Below are 18,473 nucleotides of genomic sequence, written 5' to 3' on the forward strand. Positions count from 1 at the left end.
GCTATCCGCCAAATGTCATCTCTATCTGAGGACGGGAAATATACAAAGGCAGGTCAACCCGACGCAATCAGAATGCGCCAAGTTAACGGCCTCAGACAACCATCTCCCCCAAGCAGCCGGCAGTCAGAAGGCCAAAGGCTGGACTCGCGACTGGCGTCAGCGCCTCGATGAAACTTTCCAGCTTCTAGAGACCATTCACAAGAGCACAACGACCACCGACATCTGTACCTGTGTCCTCTCATTTGGTGCCCGCTTCGGTGCGACTAGTCTGCTTACGGGTACCATGCGCGCAACCGTCCGCCTCGCGCTGTGAACAGCTCTCGCATGTGCTTCTGGACGCGTGGCCACATGAGTGGTCTCTGCGCTACTTCTCAAATCAAATGGCGTTCCCTGAACCTATCGCGTGCTACGCGCGGTAACGAAGTGCAAAACGCGGCGAGGGTGGGTGGGGGAAAGGCGGTAGCGCTCTACCGACTCGAACGGCGACCGTTTCTTAGGTCGCGCCTACCGTTTTGCACGCCCTCCCCTGCCCGGCCGTGGCGGAAGGTTGAACCAGTTGGGCGACTGCCAGGTTCCAGACTGGAGTTAAGGTCGGCTCGCTGAAAGCACGGCAGGTGGCATGCGGCACATGCGCGATAACGGCGGCGGAGGGTTTGAGAGGGCCGGAGCCCCGACACCTTTCGGCAGTTCGAACGATATAGTCGAACGGCCGAAATCGGGGCGCAAAGCTGCCATTCGGCACAAAGATAACAAATAGCATCGGCGATCGGCTGAAGCCGCTCCTTGTCAGTCTGCTGGCGAACCGCGTAACCGGGGCAGATTTCCGGGCGAAGGGGTTTGCAGGCGAGCGCGTTCGTGATTCACTCTATGCGTGACGCTACCACCGACTGATTCATTTGAAGGCTGTCGCTCGCGGAACTCCGCGGCTTGGTTACTGCGCTGATCGGCGAAGTGCGCGGTCCAAACATGGTTCGAAGTGGTCGATCGCAGGGCCGCGTCGCACGGTGCAGAAGGCCATGCATCGTTGATTATGCGCAAACTGCTATCGCGCGCCTAGTCGGAACTCGCGCATCGAACAGTACATCACGTCTTCCCGCCCCAGCGCACCGGCGGCCTCCCCGCTCGCAATCCAAATAGACGTCTTTCAGCTGTTTGATTGGCATGTCAGCGTGAGCGAACGTGAGGTCCTGAGCGTCAGAAGCCGACAATGAAGCCGGACTGATTGCGATCAGCACGGTGCCGAGCGTCATAGGCGCGAGGCACTTAACAACTGACATGATCATTTTAAGATCCTCCCCAGCTCCCGTCGGTCAACATTCAGTCCTTGGGGTCGCAGGTGTAGTGCCGTTCAAAGCTCCCGTCCGCGCGCCGCTGCTTGTCGAAGCCGCGATGTAAGGCTCGATCGCGCGCTCGTGAACCAGCCAAAGGGGATCTCGGCCGAGGCGTAGCCACCGCCGGCGGCCAACCGTTTCGGGATCGAGGCCGAAGCGATCCTGGTGCGCTCGATCGTCGTGCCGGCCGCGCCTGCCTCCGCATGACGGATGGCACGGCTTGGCAAAGCGCACATGATTTCGTCACGTGAGATGCCGATGTCGCCAAGAACGTCATCGGGTAAACGGCTCAACTGGTCCGTTGCCGATAAGAGAGCTTTTCGCTCGGCGCGGAGACGTAACCACCTGCGAAATGGACCAATGGCGGCAGCATGAATTATAACCATGATCAGATCGTCCCTTCATTGATCTGAATTGACCGGCACGGAACGGCGCGAACGGCACTCCCGGCGAGAGCGTCAGCCGTCCGCGAGGCAAATTAGGCGTAGTGGTCGATGGATTGGTTTTGCCGCGGCGTGCCCATACGGCGGGCGGTGGCTGGCCCCGGGCCACGCATGTAATAAAGCTCCGGGCGGTAGCGCGGCGCGACGAATTTGCGAAACCCCGCAGCAAGTTTTGTGACGGGAGCCAAGAATTTCATGACTGTTCCCTTTCCCTTCGCCGGCTTGCACACGAGCCGGCGGGCCTGACGTTGCAACAAGGATATGACAGTCGAACCAGGCCCGGCTGTGGGAATTCCCACACCGGGGAAAACATTGGCGAAATCCGCTCCCAGTTTGCATCCCGGAAAACGGGGCCTGCGGCCATCAAATTTCCTTGGATAGGGAGTAAGGTGAAGTACACTTGATTGAACAAGAGACCGTTGTGACAGGCTCTCTGGCCTTCATCTCAAGACTTTGCGATGCCGACCTCGCCGCGCTGACCAAACGGTGGCACGAGCGCAGCTATCGACACAACGAGCTAATCATTTCCCACGGCGACATTGGTCGCGATGTCTTCTTCCTGCTGGAAGGACGGGCTCGCGTGACACTGGTTTCAGCGGACGGTAGGGAGATAGCGTATCGCGATGTCGAACCGGGTGACATTTTCGGGGAGCTCGGAGGCATTGACGGGATTGCACGCTCTGCCAGCGTAGTCGCGCTGGAGGCAACCCGCGCTGCACGGCTGTCCGGCACAGCATTCCGGGATATCGTGATGACCCGCCCGACTTTTGCCTGGATGCTGCTTGAGCATCTGTCTGCCCAGCTCCGGCGCATGACCGAGCGGGTATTCGAATACAGCACTCTGGTCGTGCGAAAACGGCTGATCGTCGAGCTCCTGCATCGGGCGGAGAAAGCCGCACTCGTGGACGGCGAGGTATCCATAAGCCCGGCACCGACGCATTCCGAGCTGGCGGCAACGATGAGCACGCACAGGGAAGCGGTCTCGCGCGAAATGAGCGACCTCGCCAAGAGAGGCCTGATCGAAAAGCGCGGCAGCAGGTTATTGCTGCATGACGTCTCGGCACTACGGGCGCTGGTCGACAAGAAGGAATAGCGAAGGCTGTCGCTGCGGCGGGGGGCACCGCACCTTTCACCGGAATTGAACATATCGAAATAGCGGCGGACGATGGCTTTATTGGCATCAGAATTCGGACATGGGCTGCTGTACCCGGTTCCATTCGCTGGCAGGCTGCATCGTCGGCAGTGACCGTGCTGAGCCGTCTGTGACTCGAAGAGTCGAGTAGATGAACGAGCGCTGGCCGCGCCGAGATGGCGGTCACTTGGAGGGCGGTAGGGTCTGGAAGGTTTGGCTTTTGTCTCGCTGGCCGAGAGGGACTTCATGCACGAGCGCAGCAACGGTTCAGGTGGAAAGCGTTTGGTCGTTGCCAAGACCATCGGCGACTTCTGAAATAGCGAGCGGGCGTGCTGGTCCGGTCAGGGGATAATTCCCCGAGGGCCCCGGCGTAGCTGAATCTGGCGGGTACCGCAGCATTTCTTGAACTTCATACCTGAACCGCAAGGACATTGATCATTGCCGCCGCGTTGCAGCCGGCCGACCAGGGGCAGCAGCGCTGCTGAAGGCAGGAGCGCTGCCGCAAGGGCAGCCAACTTGCCCGAGATTCCCGGTACGACGAGGCGACGACCGGATTTGAACCCTCGCCACGCCCGTTCGGCCACATACTCCGGATCCACCTTGGGCAAGATGTTGAAGAGCACCGTCTGATTGGCGCCTGATCTTGCGAGAAACTCTGTCGACACCGGGCCTGGTGCAACGCATGTGACCGTCACACCGGTTCGGCGCAATTCCTGGTGAAGCGCCTCTGAGAAGAAGCGCACGAAAGCTTTGCTAGCGAAGTACAGAGCCATATAAGGCCCGGGAACGAACCCGGCCACGGAACTGAGATTGAGCACCCCGCCCCGTCGGCGCGCCACCATTCCCGGCAGGAAATGGAGGGTCAGTTCTGTGAGGGAATGTATGTTGAGATCGATGATGCCCAGTTGACCATCAATAGGCAGCGCCGTCGTCGCGCCCCGCAGGCCATAGCCGGCGCTGTTGACCAGGACATCACAGACCAGGCCGTGTGTGGACAGAAAGCCCTCCAGGCGCGTTGGCGCATCGCCTGCCACGAGATCCAACTCGAGCGTGAATGCCTCGCCGCCCGCCTCCCTAACCTCAGACGCCGCGGCGGCCAAACCCTCGGGCGAGCGGGCAACCAGCACAACCGCACCGCGCTCCCTTGCAGCGACGCTCGCAATCGCCCGGCCAATTCCACCCGAGCCGCCAATCACGACGATAGCTGGCCGGAATTCACAGTGCGAAATCACGTCGCGTTCCTCTGTCTTGCAGGAGCGGAAACACCTTGACCGAGCAGCAAGACTTCATTGGCGACAGTGCCGTTCAGAATCTTTTCGAATCTCTCCAGTGCTCGTGCGACGTTCGCTCCATCCATAACCCGGTGATCGTAGTGGATGCGGACATTCACCGATCCGTCTTTGCCGATCGGACCGTAGTTCAGAAGCGTGGTCAGTGGTGTCAGCGGGTTGAGTGATTCCGCACCGAGACCAGAATAGACGGACAGTTGGAAGGTACCGAAGTAATTTGCCCTTTGCCGGGCGATGTTCAACCCTAGCCACATAAGCAGCCACCTGACTGGCGCGGGCGCACCTGCCACCCGCAAGGCACGCCGAAACTCCGGGACCTCCAGGATCGGCCGTGATCGAGCCGCATGGATGGATCCCTCAAGTTCCGTGATGGAGTAGCGCTCCGGGCACTTGATGCAGCTCAGCAGAACGGCCGGCTCGCCATCATATTCGCGCTCGTGGGCAATCGAGGCTACGCTTGCCGGATACTCGTAAAGCTGCGGCCAGGGCAACTTGACATAGGCGCGCCGCAGCTCCGGCATCTCTAGGGCAAGAAGCGCATATCCTTTCAGGAAGATCGCGGTCCAGGAGGGCCTGGTCTGCTGCGCCATTCTAGCCCTTACGAGTGGGCCGAGGTTCATCTGACGCTGCACCGCGACCCGTGGCACGCCGATCGAAAACCTCATCAGATCGCCAACAAGGCGCCGGGGCGCGGAAAGCTTGAGGGCTCGGCCTCGCATCAAACGTACCTCTAATAAAGATAAGGGACTATTCGCTTGGTCTTTTCCATATAGGCACGGTATTGCGGGCCGAAATTCTCCAGCATCATACGCTCTTCCTTATCCACTCTCAGCAGGAAAAGGACTGTGAACCCAATCAAACCCGATATGCCCGCAATCCAGTTCGCCAGCAGAAAGACCTGGCCGAGGCCCATGAGCAGGAACGAGGTATACATCGGGTGGCGGACCAAGGCGTATGGTCCGGCGCAGATGAGTTCATGCCGTTCGCGAATCTCCAGCGTAATCGACCAGTTCCGGCCAAGTTCCTTGTGGGATCTGCGAAAAACCCATAGCGCGGAGCAGAAGATGATTGTGCCGAGAGCCACGGCCCAAACGCTGGCCGGGTGGTCAGCCGCTGCGGGCATGCCGGTGACAACATAGAAGGCAGGCAGGATTGCGAGGCCGAACAGAGCAGATGCAAGCCCGACGATGTCCGAACGTGAGCGGTAGCCAGTTACAATTCGCACGCGCCTCGCCCGGCGCTCGAAAGGATACCGAATCACGTACCAAGCAACGATGCCGATCACCCAAATGACCTCGCCAAGTGAGGCTGCCGCAATGCTCACTTCAGGTCACCGGCGCCCTTTCTGCGATCGCGACTGTAGCCGCTGCCCCTGAGTATGGCCACTTCACCCATTGCCTCGATTTCGTCACCGGCCGACCTTCAGGCGCAGCGATCCTCCCCGAGTTAATCCGCAGACGCGAAAGCCGGAGGGCAGTACCGATCGCATTCGGTCCCATTCATCCCTCGAATTTTGGTTATGTATTCATCTCCCGAAGCTCGGTTATGAATTGTTGCGGCCGGAGCTGAATGGCGGGAGTCTTATATCCCATGGAATGCGCGATGTCCGCCACGAAGCCGTTGCAGTTCAAGACCGTCGCCTGCCAGACATGCGAGCTCGCCTGCAGCTTGCGGATGTAGGCAACGACTTTGTCGTATTCGGCCCGGGTCAATATGATTTGCCAGCTTGCGGATCTGTATGGTTCTTCCAGATCACCGTCGCTCCACCCGGTTTCGGCTGGCACCGGCACGACATGGCCCAGAACATAGGGAACCGCACTGTTCGAAGCCGGGTGAAGGCCCGCGACTTGGGGATCGATCATTCTCCCGGCCCGGTCCAGGCGCCCAAAAACTGCGTAGGTGTGGCCGTAGCTTAGGGCGTAGCGGGAGCGGAACTCGATGAAGTACCGCTCGTCGTTTTTTTGAGGCGCAGCTCCGCCATCGGCATAAGATACGAAATTCGGCTGGGGCGGCAGGTCTTTCGTCTGACATGCCGCTGCCGGGAGGGCCACCAACGCCACAAGCAAGAGACGGCTACTTAGAAGCGTCATCGCCGCGTCCATTCCCGAACTTCACAAAGCACAGACCTAATAACGGCCTATGCCCGCCAACCGCGCCGTACGCTATGAAGCCGGCCAAAGCCCCGGCTGCGTATGTATGGGGAAGGGCTTGGCACCCCTTCCCCATACAAGCCGGTCCTTACTTAATCACTGGTTGCTCTACCGGAGCGGGTGCCGGAGCCTTACCCTTTCCTTTGCCGATCCAGTCGTTCGCGCAGCCGCTCAGGCTGGCAACGGCGAGCACAGCAACCATTGCAATCAATATCCTGTTCATCAAGCAATCCTTTCCCCGGGGGCGGAATAGCCTATAGAATCGCCACAACTAAAACGATATGCAGCCCCACGAAGTTAGCTGCGATCTACACCAACGCCTAGTGCAGAAATGACACAGTTGGTACCCGGTTGCCGGCGGCACCTTTGCGGTGACGTGCTGGCAGGGTTCACCATCCAACGGAGATCAGGCCTGCCCACCATCAAACAACCACCACCGTCGTGCCCAAAGGAGTACGGTCGTAGAGGTCAATGACGTCGTCATTTATCATACGGATGCACCCGTTCGATACCGCTGTGCCTATCGTCCATGGCTCGTTTGTACCATGTATCCGGAAGTGGGTGTCGCGCCCGTCTCGATAGAGATAAAGGGCACGCGCACCAAGCGGGTTGTTTGGTCCGCCAGGGACCCCCCCTGCATACTGCACCAGGCGCGGCTTGCGCTGCATCATGCTGGCGGTGGGTGTCCACGACGGCCAGTCCGCCTTGCGGCCGACGGTCGCTGTACCCTTGAACGAAAGTCCCTGCTCGCCGACGCCAACGCCGTAGCGCGTCGCCCACCCGTCAGACTCGACGGCATAGAGAAAACGGTGCGAAGTATCGACGACGATCGTTCCGGCCGGCTCGTTTCCGTCGTACCGCACATGCTGCCGTCGGTAACGAGGATTCAGGCCACGCCTTGGTCCGAACGCGGATGAAATCGACGTGCATCCGGAGATCATCAGAGCCAGACTACCCAGCACGAGCCCCCGGCGCGCAATGTGGTGTTCTTCCATTTGTACCTGCTAGGAAACTGGTCATCTACCGCCGCCCTCGTCTCTACCATTCCAAGGCCTGCGGGCCAAGTCTCGCTGTGTGGTGGCAAAAATGAATTCACAGGATTAAACAAACGAATTGGAGCGAAACTTCTTGCGATGACCGTCTGCCTCTGTTCGGTTATGTCAGAAATGGCATAGGACAGAGCCGATGAAGCCTGACTTCCATGGTAAAGTCGCGATTGTGACCGGCGCAGGCTCCGGAATAGGTGCGGCTGTTTCACGGCAACTCGCGCAAGAAGGAGCCGAGATTGTTGTCGCCGACCTTGATGCCGAGGCCGCGCGCTGCACAGCCGCCGAAATAAGCTCGCAAGGAGGCAGGGCCTACGACTTTGCGGTAGATGTCACGGATGCGGCAGCAGTGGAAAAGCTGATCGAGTTCACTGTCCAGAAATGCGGCGGACTGGATATGGCGGTAAACAATGCAGGTATCGACGGCATTCGAAAAGCAACGGCAGACTATCCGCTCGACAACTGGCACAAACTGATAAACGTTAATCTCAATGGCGTTTTCTACAGCATGAAGTACGAAATCGCCGCGATGCTGGATCGAGGCGGAGGTGCCATCGTGAACATGTCCTCCGTTCTCGGTTCCGTCGGCTTGCCAACTGCGTCCGCTTACACGGCAGCGAAACACGGGGTCGTTGGATTAACCAAGGTTGCGGCGATTGAATATGCTAGGATGGGCATCCGGATCAATGTCGTCGGCCCCGGCTGGATCGAAACGCCTCTTTTATCGGAGCAAATGGAGGCATTAGCCAGCCGGCGCATGGCGGGTCTTCAGCCGATGGGCAGGCGCGGGAAACCGGAAGAGGTAGCGGCTCTTGTGTGCTTCCTGTTGTCCGACCAGGCCAGCTTTATCACTGGGAGCTACCATCTGGTGGACGGAGCTTACACCGCCCATTAGTGCAGTGGAGACCGGTGACTTCTCTGGGGTGAGCGCGGCCACGATTTGTTAGCGTCGACTGGGCCATCACCATCTCTTTGGTTTCGGAGGTAGTGATGGGAATGGAGTGGACGATTTCGATCGAAGGGACGAACGAATTCGGCGACATCTGTCGCCGAGAGGTCCGGATCGACAAAAGCGATGAGCGTCTGCGTGAAGGAGACCTGGGCCTGTCGATCGACGACGGCAAGAAGATCATGGCCACCCTGCAAACAGCGGTTGTGACCCAGGAGGCGGAAGCCTACACCCTGTTTCGACGGGTCTGTCCGGATTGCCACAATTTTCGGCAACCGACAGCAAGTTCCACGTGCGGCTGTCGGCGGCGTGATGCGGCATCCGTCCGCGGCAGGGTATGAAATCGCGCAAAATCGTAAAGTGGCGCACAGCACGAGATTCGAACCGCCAACAGGCGCAGGGACTCGATTTAGCAAGTGAATTCAGTAGCAGCACTGTATTGGCGGTATCCCTCTCCCGCTACCACCCTAAACCCACTATCGTACGCAATAGTGGGATCTTGCCTGTGGCGCTCCTCGGCCACCGCGCGTTCCCCAGCATCGCGCGCTTGGGGAAATGTGTCGCCGCCGATAAGGGCGGCAAGCTTGCCTTTGACCTCGAGCTCAATACCCTGTCGCGCCCCTTTGGGATGAACCCTCACACTGTGAACGAGCGCGCGGAAGCTCTTCACCAGCGCGCCCTGATCGTCATTCGCCTCGGCGTGATGAGCTAAGACCGAAGCGAGCTCATCGACCGTTTTGACGTACCTCTCTATCTCCGCTGGATGTACGGCAAGGGTTGATGGCGCCTCTTCAAGATTGGCGAGTTCTGCCTCGGCCTCGATGCGTCGACCTTTCAGTTCGGCAATGCGTCCGGGCGTCGTCATCCCCAATGACTCCCTTGACTACTAAGTCAATGTTGCGTTGGCGCTCGGCTTCAATCCCGTGCGATCTTTATCTCAAGGGTGATCCGAGCATTGGTCGCACCAGCTGCCAGCCGTTGGCGCTGCTCATTGTAATTCCGCACGTAGATCTCAAAGTCGCCATACTCGAACGGGTGGTCCTCGACACGCACCGCCAGCCGCTTCTCGCCCGGAACGAGGCTTGGACCCTTTGTGATGGCCTAGCTTTTCAGAACGCCGTTCATCTCCAGCCGGAAATCATAGTGTCGGTGCCGAGCGTCGTGCTTCTGGATAACGAACCTGTTGCCTCGCTTGCGCGCCTTTTTGCCTTTCGGTTCAGGCGTGGCCGTGAAGTTGCGTTTTTGCCGATAGGCTTCGAGCACCATGGCTCAGTTCGCCTGGCGCCGCACTGGTTCGGTTTTCGCCTTGCTCTGCGTGGTGCTAGCCGCGATGTTTTTCGACTAGCGGCTGTCGCCAGCTTGCGCAGGGTCCAGGATCATTGCTGGGAAGTCCCCTTAAACGCTTGATGTCCGTCAGCATTCAACAAGCGCACGATGATCAGAGTAACCCAAAGATAACGGCTGCCGAAGTCCGGACCAAAACTGACTTCCGTCAAGGTTTGTCCATGCGATCCGGCCTAGCCTCATCGGATCGCGCCCGACGGAGTTAGACCGGTGCGGGTGCAGGAAAATGCCGTTTAAAGCGAGCCCATCGGCATACGCCGAGCCGAGCGGATCGGGATTTGATTAGTGCCTTCCCGCTCGATCATGATGGGGACGCGATGGCACAATTCGGCATCTCGACGAATCAAATCCCCATCGTGCAGTGCTATCCGCCCTATGCTCAAGCCGCGGAGCAAAAATGCTTCTCGACATGGCACATCACCACGGTCTCAGCCCCGGTGGCGAAGAGCAACGCGGGGACGGCTACCCGCGTAGTCAGGAACAGCAGCAGAGCCCCGGTCCCGAACAGCGCAGCAGAGCCGCCCAGGCCCAAGCGGAGGAACGATTAGGCTCCGGCCCTTCGCGCCTTTCAAAACCATTGCCTGTCAATGGCCATTCTCCCGCCCGTACGCCGAACGAATAAGTTGAGCCGTGCCACGAAGTGGCATCGGCTTGAACGCATAGTTACCGCTCACAGACATTGCGTGACCAGGCCCACGACAATGAGCATTGAACCGCTTAATGAGAGCAAGGTTAGCAGTGATGATGTACGGACCGCATAATCCGCACATAGTGCCGATCCGAAGGCGGGCATGAGGTTGGGCTACTGATGCCGCGCGAGCCGGTCCATGAGTGCGTCTGCTTCGGCCAACTTGGCCAGCGCTTGCTCGACTTTCTGCGCCGAAGCGTCCGTGCGCTCGATGTGCCTCACCATTTGCCGCCTCAGCTGGGCAAGCCTTGAGGCGCGATATACGTCGCCGTATCTCGCAGTTTCAAGGTGCAGGGTCGCGAGCCTCATGGGCGAACGATTCCAATTATCTAGCAGTAGAATTCGCGAATCCGCCTTTCGTTCCGATGTCCGACCTTACGCTCGCGAAGGGCTGGCCGGAGGGCCGCGACGAAATGAGAGCCGAATCTCGTGAGGTCGGGCCAAAAAGCGCTGCGCAGCGGATCTGGGAGCCAAGAGGGCAAAAGGCAGCAGCCATTGCCGTAGCCTCGCCACTTAGGATTGGGTCAGTTCGGTTTTAGCCGCCACCTTGGGGCCCCCGCGATCAATGTTCTACAGGGGTTGTGGTGGGGCAGCTTTGCGCTGGGTCAAAATGTTGGGTAACTTCGCGGTTGAATATCGGCTCACGACCCTAAGCGGAAGCTCTTTCGCGCTCGCCCAAATTCACGCTAATGACCCGACCCGGACCTTCGCATTCTGATCGTGCAAGGTCCGCCTTGTTCCAATCTGGCGGCTGGAGTCCCACCAACCATCCTCCCAGCATTGCCAAGCGCTCGAGAAATGACCGAAGGCATCGCAGTGTCCTGGAGTTTTTATGCTCGCTCTGCAGCATATTGAGGTAGACTGAAACAACTTGCCGTGACGAATTCCGATGGGGGAGACCCATGGATGTTGGCAGCTGGCTGCGCAGCTTGGGACTTGGTCAATACGCTGCAGCCTTTGAAGACAACGCGGTCGACGCTGAAACCTTGCGCGAGTTGACTGCCGAAGATCTCAAGGAGCTCGGCGTCACCCTCGTCGGCCATCGTCGCAAGCTGCTTGCCGCGATGGCCACGCTCGCGGACAGACCTGTCTCGAGCGGCAACTACACCCAGTCTGAGAATCCCGACCGGGGTAATGGCACCGATGGCGACGTGGCTGAGCGTCGCCAATTGACAGTCATGTTTTGCGATCTGGTCGGATCAACGACGCTTTCGGCGGAGCTCGATCCGGAGGATCTCCGCGAGGTGATTGGCGACTACCAAGCCGCCGTGACTGAGGAAGTCACCAAACTCGGCGGTTTCGTCGCCAAGTACATGGGCGACGGCGTTCTTGTATATTTCGGCTATCCGCACGCGCATGAGGAAGATGCCGAACGGGCACTGCGGGCCGGTCTCGCCCTCGTGGAGCGGATCGGCCGTCTTGAATGGCGAGAGACTAGGCTCTCAGCGCGAGTCGGTATAGCAACCGGTATAGTAGTCGTAGGTGATCTGATCGGCCACGGCAGCGCACAGGAGCGAGGGGTGGTGGGTGAGACGCCCAACCTGTCCGCCCGCCTCCAGGCAATGGCCAGGCCCGGAAACGTCCTGAGCGACGATACGACGCGAAGGCTCGTTGGCGAGCTTTTCGAGTGTCGTGATCTCGGTGCTGTTGAGGTCAAGGGCCTTCCGACCCCTGTACGGGCGTGGGAAGTGGCTGGGCTGAGCATGATCGACAGTCGCTTCGAGGCACTGCATGCGACGCGGCTCACTCCGATGATAGGGCGCGACGAGGAACTTGGCCTATTGCGGCGCCGCTGGGAGCGTGCCAAGACCGGCGAAGGACAGGTCGTGCTTGTCTCCGGCGAAGCGGGTATTGGCAAGTCCCGCCTCATCGCTGCAATACAGGATAACGTCGGGGACGATCCGCTCACGACCTTGCGCTACTTCTGTTCACCGCATCACCGCGACAGCATGCTGTATCCCTTCATCGCCCAGTTGGAGCGTTGGTCAGACTTTGCGCGGGATGACCGTCCGGCGGCCAGGCTCGATAAGCTGAAGAATTCGGTCGGCGCCCTTCCCGCAGCACCGCCTGACACACTCTCCCTCCTGGCCGACCTCCTCGGCATAGCCGATGAGAGCATCGCGCCGGTAACGGCCGATCCGCCGCGCAAGCGCGAGATGATGCTCTCGCTATGGCCTCGGCTGTTCGAGGCGCTTACAAGGGATCGACCGCTGCTCGTCCTCTTCGAGGATGCGCATTGGACTGATGCGACATCGCTTGAGGTGCTCGATCGCGCGGTGTCGCAAATCGCTCGCCTTCCTGCCCTGCTCGTCGTGACATTTCGACCTGATTTTCAGCCCTCGTGGATTGGCCAGCCTGCCGTTTCAGCGCTCTCCCTCTCGAGGCTGCTGCCCCACCACACGAGCGCGCTCATCGCAGGGGTCACACGCGGCAAGCCATTGCCTCCGGAGATTCTGGGCCACATCGTTCACCGTACCGACGGAGTACCGCTGTTCGCTGAGGAACTGACCTCCATGCTTGTCGAGAGCGGGATGCTTCGAGAGGAGGAGGAACAGTTCGTTCTCGATCAGCCGCTCCCGGCGTTGGCGATTCCCGCCAGCCTGCAGGCTTCACTTATGGCCCGTCTCGACCGCCTCGCTCCGGTGAAGGAGATCGCGCAGATTGGCGCCGCGATCGGCCGCGAGTTTTCCTACGAACTGCTTGCCGCAGTTGCGCGCCGTACAGATGCTCAACTGACCGGTGCACTCGACCAGCTCACCGAGGCAGGCCTCGTATTTCGTCGCGGGACGCCCCCGAACGCCAGCTACATCTTCAAGCATGCCCTTGTGCAGGACGCCGCCTACAACACGCTCCTGCGCGCCCGGCGGCGGGATCTGCACGCCAGAATCGGCCATGTGCTCGAGGCAGGCTTCCCTGAAATCGTAACTTCACAGCCCGAACTCCTTGCCCATCACTTCGCAGAGGCAGGCCTCGACGACGCTGCGATAGATTACTGGCGCAAGGGTGGCGAGCGTGCCCTTGAGCGCTCTGCAAATGCAGAAGCGGCCGCGCATCTCGAGCGAGCAATCCGCCAGCTCGTTACGTTGCCGGAAAGTAAAGAGCGCAACCGTCGCGAATTGCCACTACAAATGGCGCTCGGCTCGACGACGAGGGCTCTGAAAGGACACGCGGCTGACGAGACTTTGAAGGTCTACAATCGCGCACGCGCGCTCCTCGACGAGACCGTCCCCGTAAAGCAACAAATGGCAGTGCTGTATGGCGCTTGGACCGTGCCCGCGGTCCGTGGAGACTGGGTGTCCGCGCTGGAGATTGCCAGGCAATCGTTCGCGCTGGCGCAAAGTGATGACGACCCCGAAGCTGCTGCCTTCGCAAGCCGCATGAACGGAATCGCGCTTTGGTTGACAGGATCCTTAGAGGAGGCCGTGCCGCATCTTGAGCGAGCAGTCAGGCTCTATGCGCCAGGATCAGGCAACGTCACGGACCTTCGCTACTCACAGGACCATGCCGTCTGGGCCCTCTCGGTCCTGGCTTTGGTGCTGTGGTCGCTTGGCCATCCCGACCGGGCAACTGAAGCAGCGGTGCGCTCGCTGGAATGGGCGAGAGCGATCAACCATGGAATGACAACCGGGTTCTCCCTCAGCTTTGGCTCTGTGCTTTGGGGTTTCTTCCAGGAGGGGCCGCGGTCGGGCGGCGCCGACGCCGATGAGGCCCTCGAGTTCTGCATGGAGCACGACCTCAGATCATACATCTCATGGGGACAATTCTACTGCGGCCTGGCGCAAGTGCGCCATGGAGAACACCACAACGGACTCGAACTGATGAGTGCCGGGATGGCCGGCATGGACAAGATCAACTTTCGGATCCTTTGGACGGCCCATCTCGGCCACCTCGCCTGGGCGCTTGCGTCGGCGGGTAAAGTCGGGGAGGCGATGGACGTACTCTCGAAGGCACTCCGGGCCGTCGACCAGTACGGCGAGAGAGCGTACGAGGTGGAGCTTCACCGCCTCCGCGGCGACTTGCTCTGGCAAAGGGGCGCAGTCAAGGAAGCTGAGATCGAGTTCTGCAGAGCGGTTGAGATCGCGCGGGCTCAAAAGGCGAAGTCATGGGAGCTCCGCGCCGCCACAAGCCTTGCACGGCTACACGCCGAGCGAGGACATAGTGCTCAGGCCCTTGAAGTCCTCTCGCTGGTCCAATCTTGGTTTGCCGAGGACTTCGACACAGCCGATCTCCGGGCCGCCAGAACACTTCTCCACACTTTGGAGCTGGACGCTGGAGTTGGGTGAGCCAATTGCCGTGCGGTCGCAGCGCCAACTTTGGTCGCTCGGCTTGCCCTTGGCGAATGGCCGGTATCTGAGTGCCGCGCGGTGGGAAAAGGTGTGGTAGAGGTACTCGGCGCACGTGCCCCAATGCCCACACGCCTTGGATAGCACTTTGGCCGTTTCCTCGGGCGTGAGCCTGCCCGCATAGGCCGTTCCGCTTCGGTTCGCCACGAACGCCACGGCGCGAATATGTCCTTTCCACGCCTGTTGTCTTGGCAGTTTTGCACCGGACTCGCTTGCTTCTGTGCCGGACGCTACGATGACGCTGTTCTGTGGACTGAAAGGGCATTGCGGCACCAGCCCAACTACACAAGCTCGATGCAGGTCGCAGCGGCGAGTCATGCCTTTTGCAGGGCGGCCTGAGCAAGCACAGGAAGAGATCGCTCGCCTCTGCGAATTTGCTCCCACTCTGCGGCTTTCGAAGCTCGCTGATGTGCTGCCGCCGTTTCGCCGATTGGACGATCGGAATAGATATATCGAAGGTCTTCGGAGAGCGGGACTTCCGGAATAACGCCGTATCATCCTGAAGCGAGGCGGGCGTATGCCGGCTTCCGGGTCGGATTGCGTCGGCTCGTGTGCTTAATGCTAATGTTAGGAACTGGCGCGACCGAGCCGGCCGCAGGACTTGGCTCTGTCATACAGCCACGGAGCGGTCACTCGTCGAGCCAGTATTGGCGGAAACAGCCGAACTGGCGCGACGGAACAGATTGGCGCCTGGCGACAAATGCCATTGCAAAGAGATTCCGGGGCGAATTGTTCGCTTTCACACTAGGCACGATCGTGTAACCCTGATCGATCAGTTGCAATTTCAGCTCCCTGAGATGCCGTTTGAAGCCGCTCTCGATTTGGCTCCGAGGGTAGCGCCATCCGTTCCTGCACGCTCGAATGAGAATGTCGGAATACAATTCGGCGCTAACTGCCCTCATGGCATCCTCGGAAATCAGCTTGCCACGGGATTGCGTGCCTTCGGACAAGCATGGTCCAGCCGACAAAGGCAATACCAGCATTGCGGCGAAGATAGATGACTTTGTCATGGACGCCTCCTGTTCAGAATGGATCGAGGGTTCTGCGACCGACGAAACCCTGTCCTAGAATTGCTGGCCGTCGGATGGCATCGTGCAAATGCAGTGTTTTCGACACCGCATCTGTAGTATTTTGCCGTGCCGGGTCGGCCACAACTCGTAGCGGATCGGAGACTTGAAGCGATGCTAAGCGCCGTGAGCAATCCTCTGACCAGTCTGTCGGACCGGGAGCGGGTGGTCGCTGCAAAATTCGCCGAGGGGATGACCTACCGTGAAATCGGCGAGACGCTCTTCATAGCGCCGACTACCGTTCGGACCCATCTGTCGGCCATCTATCGGAAACTCGATATTCGCAGCAAAGTGGCGCTTGCAACCTTGCTTGCCGACCAACGCGGGCAAGACACCGGCCATGCACCATCCGGTGGCTTTTCGGTAGAGGACTCTGGGCCAACAGTCGTTGCGGTTCTCCCTTTCGACAATCTGAGCGCGGACGAGCCATGGAACCGCTTGGCCGATGGCTTGTCGGCGGACATCATGGTCGATCTCGCTCGCTACCCCGACCTTGCGGTCATCGCCCGCCAGACCATGCTCTCGTACAAGGGACGGCGCGATGACGTGCGATCCATCGGGCGGGAACTGAAGGCGGATTACCTACTTGAGGGGACTTTGCAGGCGGCAGCGCAGCAGCTGCGGATCTGCGTCCAACTCGTCGACGCGCGCACTGGAGTCGATTTGTGGACGGCCCGCTATGATCGATCAGCGGAAGACCTGTTTGCGATGCAGGACATGGTCACCGAAAACGTCGTCAATGTCCTTGCTAGCTGTTGCGGCAAGCTCGCAAAACTTCGACGCGATGTTGTCCGGCGAAAACACCCCGCCAGCCTACGTGCCTATGACTACTATCTGCTCGGCGTCGAGCAGCACAATTTGTACACGCACGCTTCGAATGCGGAAGCAGTGCGGCTTCTGACGCGTGCCATCGAACTCGACCCTGGTCTTGCCAGAGCCTGGACAGTCTTGGGGCTGGCGCATGCCGTCGCCGCCATCAATGCGTTTGCCAATGACCTTTCCGCCGCAAAGGAGCGCTGGAAACTGTGTCTCGAACGAGCTTTGGCGCTCGACGCGGGTGATACCCATGCGCGCATATGTCTAGCCGAGCTTCGAGCCTTGCAGGGCGATCTCGTTGCCACAGCAAGAGAACATGATCTTGCGTTAGCGGCCGCCCCGCACGATGCCGATACCCTCGCCTTGCTTGCCGGAGGAAAGGCATTCGTGACGGGCGACCCGCAGGAAGGATATGAACTGGCGAAGCGCGCGATCCGTCTCAATCCACATGTTTCCTGGTACTATAGCATGCTGGGCCGATCGAGCTTCGTTGTTGGCCTCCACAGGGAGTGCCTGACCGCGTTCAGCCAAGCTCCGCCGGACTCGCCTGCAACGCTGCTGTTCCAGGCCATGGCGCACGCCATGCTCGGCGAAGCACCTCAGGCAATGAAGATTACCAACCGGTTGGCGAGAGAATTTGCAGACATTTCGGCCGAAGGGTTTATCGGCTCCTATCCAGTCACCAATCCTCCCGCTATTGCCGCGATCCGGGAGGGCGCCCGCCGCGCGGGGCTGGCCTAGCTTCAATTGAGATACCATTGCGGAGTCCTCGGCGCGACCAAGCGAATCTTAGCGACAATGTTGATTGCTTATTGTGTCGTAGACGCTGTCGGCTACGCGCAGGCGCAAAGTCCACTCACCACCACCGCACCAGTCTCTGGCCAGACTGTTGATGGGACGCTCTCCTTTTCCGGGACGGCTTCCGTTAACAGCATTACACGGCGCGGGACTATTAGCGGACAGACCAATACCGGGGTCGAATGCCGAGGGACGGCTACCGTCAATCTCACGTTCTCGCATGGAGAAGGAACGATCGTTTGCGGGCAACTCTCATCCCGGTTCGTGTTCTCGCTGACCAGCAGACAACCCCCAGCCGGGACAGGAACGGGAACCCTTTCCGACGGGCGCAAGGTGATGTTGAGAATAGGACAATGACCACAAATCGACAGCCCTTCTGTCGAGAAGTGGCGAGCTGAAACATTGACGTAGTTGGCTCGATTACTACTCCTGCCAAAGCCGATGCCGAGCCGGTCGAACCCTCGCACGCGGAAAACGGAAGCCTGCGAGGCCCGGTCGTAGCGGATCAACGGTGGGCGACGCTTTCTCACGGCGCCACAGCGGCAGTTCAGGCCGTCGCCGATCAGGCGAGCGGCACTTGTCTTCTAGCCGCTCGACGAAGGGCAGCGGACCGTGAGCATGCCCTTGGCATATCGAGCGCGGCCAATCGAATAGCTGCCGTGACGGCGTCGAAACGACGTGCGCGAATCAGCAGGCCCTGCCTGGAGTTGCCGCTCTCGGCAGGGCCGTTTTGCATGAAAATAGTCGCACAAATGGCGACGTCAAAAAGACAAGCAAATACAAATATTTATCTTGATACATCACCGCCCTATGGTGCGCTCCACAATTCGCAGTCCACTTTTTCACGCGCCACAGACTGATAGAAGCTGCCGACGGATACCTTGCGATACCCCCTCGCTTTTGCTGCCGCTCGCTCCGCTTCGGCTACAGCGGATTTGCCTACGATAACTACCCATGCTGGGTAAGGCGTCGGCGCCTTTGTCCATCGAATTGCTGCCGTGTGGCCTGTTGGCGCATTTGCGGCCGGCCCTGATCGAGGCATGCAGCATGAGATTGATATGGGCATGAGCCCTGAAT

15 protein-coding genes and 1 pseudogene are annotated in these 18,473 nt (G+C 59.6%); 5 read left to right on the top strand and 11 right to left on the bottom strand.

Features of this window, described 5'->3' with window-relative positions; translation table 11 throughout:
• Window positions 1–1,348: 1,348 nt before the first annotated feature.
• Both NKG60_RS04945 and NKG60_RS04950 read right to left on the bottom strand, forming a co-directional pair.
• Entirely contained in the window at window positions 1,349–1,624 is a 276-nt protein-coding gene (locus NKG60_RS04945) for a hypothetical protein (protein ID WP_352662191.1), read from the bottom strand.
• 185 nt (window positions 1,625–1,809) lie between these two features.
• Window positions 1,810–1,971: a hypothetical protein gene (locus NKG60_RS04950; RefSeq protein WP_167522729.1), complete on the bottom strand. Its 162-nt coding sequence runs from the start codon at window positions 1,969–1,971 to the stop codon at window positions 1,810–1,812.
• Between the two features lie 203 nt (window positions 1,972–2,174).
• On the opposite strand from NKG60_RS04950, the gene NKG60_RS04955 reads away from it, so the two are divergent.
• Window positions 2,175–2,867 (top strand): Crp/Fnr family transcriptional regulator, encoded by a 693-nt coding sequence (locus NKG60_RS04955; RefSeq protein WP_352974236.1) that lies wholly within the window; start codon window positions 2,175–2,177, stop codon window positions 2,865–2,867.
• A gap of 380 nt (window positions 2,868–3,247) precedes the next feature.
• Here the strand turns inward: NKG60_RS04955 and NKG60_RS04960 are convergent, their stop codons facing one another.
• From NKG60_RS04960 to NKG60_RS04985, 6 genes are all read right to left on the bottom strand, one after another.
• Entirely contained in the window at window positions 3,248–4,138 is an 891-nt protein-coding gene (locus NKG60_RS04960) for an SDR family NAD(P)-dependent oxidoreductase (protein ID WP_352662197.1), read from the bottom strand.
• Entirely contained in the window at window positions 4,135–4,914 is a 780-nt protein-coding gene (locus NKG60_RS04965; RefSeq protein ID WP_352662200.1) for a hypothetical protein, read from the bottom strand. Before NKG60_RS04965 ends, NKG60_RS04960 begins: the two co-directional genes overlap by 4 nt.
• 11 nt (window positions 4,915–4,925) lie before the next feature.
• Window positions 4,926–5,513 carry a protein-S-isoprenylcysteine O-methyltransferase gene (locus NKG60_RS04970; RefSeq protein ID WP_352662401.1) on the bottom strand — a complete coding sequence of 196 codons (588 nt, stop codon included), beginning with the start codon at window positions 5,511–5,513 and terminating at the stop codon, window positions 4,926–4,928.
• 199 nt (window positions 5,514–5,712) lie between these two features.
• Entirely contained in the window at window positions 5,713–6,285 is a 573-nt protein-coding gene (locus tag NKG60_RS04975; protein WP_352662404.1) for a hypothetical protein, read from the bottom strand.
• A 148-nt stretch (window positions 6,286–6,433) separates the two neighbouring features.
• Window positions 6,434–6,568: an ABC transporter gene (locus NKG60_RS04980; protein WP_352503875.1), complete on the bottom strand. Its 135-nt coding sequence runs from the start codon at window positions 6,566–6,568 to the stop codon at window positions 6,434–6,436.
• A gap of 199 nt (window positions 6,569–6,767) precedes the next feature.
• Window positions 6,768–7,340, bottom strand: coding sequence for a L,D-transpeptidase (locus NKG60_RS04985; RefSeq protein WP_352503876.1), 573 nt, complete (start codon window positions 7,338–7,340; stop codon window positions 6,768–6,770).
• A 190-nt stretch (window positions 7,341–7,530) separates the two neighbouring features.
• Here NKG60_RS04985 and NKG60_RS04990 point away from each other — a divergent pair, with 190 nt between their 5' ends.
• The gene (locus NKG60_RS04990; RefSeq protein WP_352503877.1) at window positions 7,531–8,286 is read left to right on the top strand and encodes an SDR family NAD(P)-dependent oxidoreductase; all 756 of its coding nucleotides are present in this window, start codon (window positions 7,531–7,533) and stop codon (window positions 8,284–8,286) included.
• Between the two features lie 95 nt (window positions 8,287–8,381).
• Complete coding sequence (locus NKG60_RS04995) at window positions 8,382–8,681, top strand: hypothetical protein (RefSeq protein WP_352662203.1); 300 nt, start codon at window positions 8,382–8,384, stop codon at window positions 8,679–8,681.
• Window positions 8,682–8,749: 68 nt separating this feature from the next.
• On the opposite strand, the gene NKG60_RS05000 is transcribed toward NKG60_RS04995, so the two are convergent.
• Window positions 8,750–9,205, bottom strand: coding sequence for a hypothetical protein (locus NKG60_RS05000; RefSeq protein WP_352662206.1), 456 nt, complete (start codon window positions 9,203–9,205; stop codon window positions 8,750–8,752).
• Window positions 9,206–9,255: 50 nt separating this feature from the next.
• Window positions 9,256–9,606, bottom strand: a pseudogene (locus NKG60_RS05005) (DNA polymerase ligase N-terminal domain-containing protein).
• 1,668 nt (window positions 9,607–11,274) lie between these two features.
• On the opposite strand from NKG60_RS05005, the gene NKG60_RS05010 reads away from it, so the two are divergent.
• Window positions 11,275–14,655, top strand: coding sequence for an ATP-binding protein (locus NKG60_RS05010; protein ID WP_352974239.1), 3,381 nt, complete (start codon window positions 11,275–11,277; stop codon window positions 14,653–14,655).
• A gap of 689 nt (window positions 14,656–15,344) precedes the next feature.
• On the opposite strand, the gene NKG60_RS05015 is transcribed toward NKG60_RS05010, so the two are convergent.
• Window positions 15,345–15,665, bottom strand: coding sequence for a hypothetical protein (locus NKG60_RS05015; protein WP_352974242.1), 321 nt, complete (start codon window positions 15,663–15,665; stop codon window positions 15,345–15,347).
• Window positions 15,666–15,896: 231 nt separating this feature from the next.
• Between NKG60_RS05015 and NKG60_RS05020 the strand changes: the two genes are divergently transcribed.
• The gene (locus NKG60_RS05020; protein WP_352974244.1) at window positions 15,897–17,339 is read left to right on the top strand and encodes a LuxR C-terminal-related transcriptional regulator; all 1,443 of its coding nucleotides are present in this window, start codon (window positions 15,897–15,899) and stop codon (window positions 17,337–17,339) included.
• The last annotated feature ends 1,134 nt before the right edge of the window (window positions 17,340–18,473 follow it).

The organism is Mesorhizobium sp. M1428, assembly GCF_040317515.1.
In the GTDB taxonomy this organism is placed as follows: Bacteria; Pseudomonadota; Alphaproteobacteria; order Rhizobiales; family Rhizobiaceae; genus Mesorhizobium.

Coding starts and splice junctions, on each gene's coding strand:
- NKG60_RS04985 (WP_352503876.1), bottom strand. CDS start 7,340: ATGGAAGAACACCACATTGCGCGCCGGGGGCTCGTGCTGGGTAGTCTG.
- NKG60_RS05020 (WP_352974244.1), top strand. CDS start 15,897: ATGCTAAGCGCCGTGAGCAATCCTCTGACCAGTCTGTCGGACCGGGAG.
- NKG60_RS05010 (WP_352974239.1), top strand. CDS start 11,275: ATGGATGTTGGCAGCTGGCTGCGCAGCTTGGGACTTGGTCAATACGCT.
- NKG60_RS04950 (WP_167522729.1), bottom strand. CDS start 1,971: ATGAAATTCTTGGCTCCCGTCACAAAACTTGCTGCGGGGTTTCGCAAA.
- NKG60_RS04965 (WP_352662200.1), bottom strand. CDS start 4,914: ATGCGAGGCCGAGCCCTCAAGCTTTCCGCGCCCCGGCGCCTTGTTGGC.
- NKG60_RS04990 (WP_352503877.1), top strand. CDS start 7,531: ATGAAGCCTGACTTCCATGGTAAAGTCGCGATTGTGACCGGCGCAGGC.
- NKG60_RS04995 (WP_352662203.1), top strand. CDS start 8,382: ATGGGAATGGAGTGGACGATTTCGATCGAAGGGACGAACGAATTCGGC.
- NKG60_RS04980 (WP_352503875.1), bottom strand. CDS start 6,568: ATGAACAGGATATTGATTGCAATGGTTGCTGTGCTCGCCGTTGCCAGC.
- NKG60_RS05000 (WP_352662206.1), bottom strand. CDS start 9,205: ATGACGACGCCCGGACGCATTGCCGAACTGAAAGGTCGACGCATCGAG.
- NKG60_RS04975 (WP_352662404.1), bottom strand. CDS start 6,285: ATGACGCTTCTAAGTAGCCGTCTCTTGCTTGTGGCGTTGGTGGCCCTC.